Consider the following 4,976-nt stretch of genomic DNA (forward strand, 5'->3'; position numbering starts at 1 on the left):
TTGATGAGATCCTCAACCCTCGCCTGCGGAGCCGGTGAGCATGTCGCTCCTGGAAGTCGAAGATCTGACCGTCCGATTCACGACCCAAAAGGGGGAGGTCCATGCGGTCGAGGGCGCTTCTTTCGAGCTTGAGCAGGGCGAAGCCATCGGCCTCGCAGGCGAGAGCGGGTGTGGCAAGACCACGACGGCGCTGGCCCTGATGCGGCTCCTGCCGTACAATGGCCGCGTCGTTCGTGGGTCCATTCGATGGCGAGGCCGAGACCTCGCCCGGATCTCCGATGCCGGAATGCGCAAGATCCGTTGGAAGGAAATCTCAATCGTCTTCCAAGGGGCGATGAACTCCCTCAACCCAATTCAACGCATCGGGAGACAAATCGCTGAGCCTATAGTCCTTCACGAGGATGTGGAACAGGACGCGGCGCGAAAGCGTGTCGAAGACCTGCTGGACTTGGTGGGCATTTCGCGGAAGCGCATCGACGACTATCCTCACGAGTTCTCGGGTGGCATGCGCCAACGCGTCATGATCGCCATGGCCCTCGCCTGCAACCCGAAGCTCGTCATCGCCGATGAGCCGGTCACCGCGCTTGACGTGATGATCCAAGCGCAGATCCTGGAACTCTTGGAACGACTGCGAAAGGAGCTCGATCTTTCCATGATCCTAATCTCGCACGACTTGTCCGTCCTCGCCGAGACCTGTGACAAGGTCGCTATCATGTACGGCGGGAAGATGATGGAAGTTGGGCGGACCGTGGATGTCTTCACGGACCCGAAACATCCGTATGCACAGGGACTCGCGGCAGCGTTCCCAGACATCCGAGGGAGCCGGGAAATGCCATCGTCCATTCCGGGACTGGTCCCGAGCCTGATCAATCCGCCCGCGGGATGTGTCTTCCACCCGCGGTGCAGGTTCGCGTTTGACCGCTGCACGAACGCAGAACCCGCTTTGTCGGAAGTGACCCCTGGTCGGCGGACGGCGTGCTTCCTATATCCCGAAGTGGGGGAGGTGACACCACGACCGATCCAAGCACGGACACCTTGATCCGCGTTCGCGGACTGAAGGTCTGGTTCCCCCTTCGCAAGGGAATCTTGCATCGAGCGGCGCGGAGAGGCTCGGAATGGGTCCGCGCGGTGGACGGGGTTTCTTTCGATATTCGCCGGGGAGAGGTGTTCTGCCTCGTCGGTGAGAGCGGATGCGGCAAGACCACGACCGGAAAAGCATTGCTCCGGCTCGAAGACGCCACGGAAGGGGACGTGTTCTTTGAGATGCCCGATGAGGAGTACTCACGGTACACCGAGAGTCTCACGAGTTCTCAGACCCCTGATTCCGGGAAAGCCGTCGACGAACTCCGGCGGAAGTACTCCCTCACGTGGGAAGAGAACCAGCGCTGGACCGCCCCTCAGGTTCTCCTCTTGGGGGGCATGCTTACGGCTGCAACGGTCCTCGCATTCCTCCTCCCGTCGCTGGCGATGGGGCTCTCTGCGCTGCCCCTCTCAGGCCCATGGCCGATCTTTGGGTTCGGAGTGGCCATCGGCGTCCTCCTTGGAGGAATCGGGCCGCTCCGGCCGGCCAGAGTCTGGCGCCGAACGCCCGCAGTCCTAGCGCTTCTCGCAACCGCGGCAGTGTTCCTCGCCCCGATCCTAAGCTTCTACCTCCATGACTTCCTGCAGCCCACCGCGGCCCTTCGCTACAGCCCGTTCGACGCATTCTCGTACGCGTGGTCGACAAATGCGTTCGCGATGCTGCTCATCCTGATCGTCGCGCCATCCGTTGCGGGGGCGCTCTCACGGACCATCCTGTCACTGCGGCAGCGACGCGAGGGTCTGTCCGGAATCAAGATGCGAACCCTGCGGCGTAGGCTCCACCTCATTTTCCAGGATCCGTACGAGTCCCTCAATCCAAAGCAGTCCATCTACGAAATCGTCGCAGAGCCTCTTCGCGTAAACCGCATCGTCCGAAACCCGGAAGAGGCGGCATCCCGCGTTGCAGAGAGTCTGAGCGACGCCGGCCTTAGGCCCCCCGAGGAATTCATGTTCCGATTCCCCCACGAGGTCAGTGGGGGACAAAGGCAACGGATCTCGATTGCCGCCGCCCTAGTGCTGGAACCGGACTTCATCGTGGCGGACGAGCCCGTGTCCATGCTGGATGTCTCCATCCGAACGGAGATCCTCCAGCTGATGATGGACCTCCGCGAAACTCGAGGCCTAACCTACCTCTTCATCACGCACGACCTGAGCCTCGCTTGGGTCCTGGCCGATCGGATCGCCGTAATGTACCTGGGTCAAATCGTCGAAATCGGGACGACGGAACAAGTGATTCGGAACCCGAAACACCCCTACACGCAAGCCTTGATGTCAGTCGTTCCCAGCCCGAATCCACGGCATCGTGCGCAGCGCATGATCCTCAAGGGGGAACGGCCGGATCCCGTGAACATCCCTACGGGGTGTCGTTTCCATCCCCGGTGTCCCATGGCGTTCGCAAGGTGCGGATGGAACGCCAGCGAAGTCCTCGAGGATCTGCACGGCGCCGCGCCGAAACCCTTGAAAGGACTCTGGGAAGAGGCCATCGCCTCCGACCCGAGAACGATTCGCTTCCGACCCAAGACCGGAACCAGCGCGGACACCCTCGCGGAGGAGTTGCGAAGGCTCGTCGCGGACAAGAAGGACCAACACCTCGCGTTCCGAGGGGTCGCTGACATCTCGCCGAACGGGGGCTCCGTGACGGTGACCGTCCATTCTTGGACGGAACCGCCCTTGCTCGAAATCGCCCCTGGGAATTCGGTGGCGTGTCTGTTGGTGAACCCTCCCGCAGAGCAGCCGACGCCGGCGCTTGCCACCTAAGATGACGGGCTACGCCCCATACGTCTCGACCGATCGACCGATATTCGGGGAGGGACGGTGGACCTCGACCATCCTGCGGCCCATTGCACCTTGGTGGCCCTGGGTAAGGCCGACGCGGGTCCTTGCGAACGACCCGCCTAGGTGGACGAATCGATCCCGAATTCGCGCCGCGTCCGCGCATGCTCGACCGCCCTCCCTCGCAGGTCGTGGCACGGGCCAAAATCTCATCGTGCGAGGACGCGCTGGACGGTATCGGGGGCGACCGCACCGGGGACCGAGAGATGTCACCGTGGAACGCTGCACGTCGAGTCCCTTCCCTCGCTCCTCGCCCATGTCGCTCAGGAGGCTCTAAACCACCGCTTGCAAAGGGGAAAGGGAAGGCAGGCGGAGCAATGCCGCCTGCCTCCTGGTGTTGGTGCCCTCAAGGCGATGGCGGTGAACTCGAACCGCCTTGGCTGCCCGGGCCGGGCTCGTTCGGCTTCTTCCGCCGGCGGGTCAAATAGGTCAACACGAGCGCCGTCGCAACGATCCCAATGATGAGCGCCGCGGCCGAGCCAACGACAGCGGTCGTAGTGGTGACGGAGCTTTCCGACACAACCAACGTGAAGGTGGTTGCCGCCGGCATGCCCACCCGGTCGATCACCCGGAACGTCACCTTGTAGGTTCCGGCGCTCCCGAACGCGTGGGAGGTGTTCTGCGCGCTCGCCGTGGATCCGTCGCCGAACGTCCACGTGAAGTTGAAGGGGTTCGTTCCGCCGCCTACCAGCCCCGTGAAGTCCACGGATTGACCCGTCACGGGCGCGGTGGTCGACGCGGAGGCCGTCACCTGCGGCACCGGGTTTACGAGGACAGGAATCACGCGACTCGAGCTCACTCCGGCCGCGTCCGTGATTTCGAACAGCACGAAGTACAGTGCTGGCGAGGCGTACGCATGCCCGGGGTTCTGAGCGGAACTTACACTTCCGTCGCCGAAGTCCCAGGAGAAGGTGTACGGCTCGGTTCCGTTCGCGTAGGTGCTCCTGAAATCCACCGGCCGTCCCACATCCGTGCTACTCACGGAGGCGGAGACGGTCCACTCCGGGAGCGGGTTGACCGTCACGTTCATCCACGTGCTGAAGGATCCTCCGAACGAGTCGTTCACCGACAGCGTGACGTTGTACGTCCCGTTCGTCGTGTACGTGTGGGTCGGGTTCTGGTCCGTGCTCGAGGCGCCGTCCCCGAAGCCCCAAGCGTACGTGTAGGTCCCTGAGCCGCCGGACGGAGTGGCCGTGAACGACACAGGCTGGTTCACGTCCGTAGGAGACGGTAAGCCGCCCTCCGCAGCCGCGAGCGGCGCGACAAATGAGACCGTCACGTCGCCCGCTCCCGGGAGCGTCAGGGTTCCGCTCGCGGGGTTGGGAGTGAGCCCGTCGGAACTCGCGACGGAGAAGGGCCAGATTCCGTTCGAAAGCAGGAAGGAGATGGCGGACCCGGGATCCGCGGTCTTCGTCATCCCGCCCACTGTGACCGACCAGTTCCCGGAGGTCAGCCCGGTCTCCGTGAACGTGACCGTGAAGAACGGAACGCCATGCGGGTAGGTGCCGATCGGATACGGACAGTAGTCACCGTCGCCGGCGTTCCCGATCAACCCGCTGTTGTTGTACGGCAGGGGCGCGAGCGGAAGGTAGTTGCCCCAGAAGTTCCCGCACTGGACGTCGGAACCCACGATGCTCCCCGTCAGCGCGAAGCCGTTGACCATAGCCACGTTCACGGCGGGCTCGGGTGCGGACAGGTTCCAGTCGTTGTCGTTCACCTGCGGGGCGCCCGTGTACAGATTGTAGTTCAGCGCGTAGGCGGGTACATTCACCGTCACCCAGTTGTTGTAGATCAGGTCGCCGCTCTCCAGCACCTGGATTCCGAGCTCGTCAGGGTAGATGTAGAATGAGGGCTCCTGTGCGGCGGGCACGATCGCGTTGCCCCAGATCACGTTGCTCCCGCCCACGGCCACCAAGATGGCGCTACCGAGGTCCGTGAATGTACTGTTCCCGATGAGCGAGTGGGTAACGTTCCAGAAGGCGACGTTGGCGATGGGCGTGTAGACGAGCGGTCCGAAGAACAGGAAGCTCGAGAACCAGCCCGTGAACGCTCCCTGCCAGATC

Annotated in this window: 3 protein-coding genes; 2 read left to right on the plus strand and 1 reads right to left on the minus strand. The window is 63.2% G+C overall.

Features of this window, described 5'->3' with window-relative positions; translation table 11 throughout:
• Window positions 1-40: 40 nt before the first annotated feature.
• The gene (locus VEY12_06780) at window positions 41-1,039 is read left to right on the plus strand and encodes an ABC transporter ATP-binding protein (protein HYM39831.1); all 999 of its coding nucleotides are present in this window, start codon (window positions 41-43) and stop codon (window positions 1,037-1,039) included.
• An 89-nt stretch (window positions 1,040-1,128) separates the two neighbouring features.
• On the plus strand, window positions 1,129-2,838 hold the full coding sequence (locus VEY12_06785; GenBank protein HYM39832.1) for an oligopeptide/dipeptide ABC transporter ATP-binding protein: 1,710 nt from the start codon (window positions 1,129-1,131) through the stop codon (window positions 2,836-2,838).
• A gap of 421 nt (window positions 2,839-3,259) precedes the next feature.
• Here VEY12_06785 and VEY12_06790 read toward each other — a convergent pair.
• The coding region (locus VEY12_06790) for a PKD domain-containing protein (GenBank protein ID HYM39833.1) at window positions 3,260-4,976 on the minus strand (1,717 nt) is incomplete at its 5' end.

Source organism: Thermoplasmata archaeon, from assembly GCA_035632695.1.
Classification (GTDB): domain Archaea; phylum Thermoplasmatota; class Thermoplasmata; order RBG-16-68-12; family RBG-16-68-12; genus RBG-16-68-12.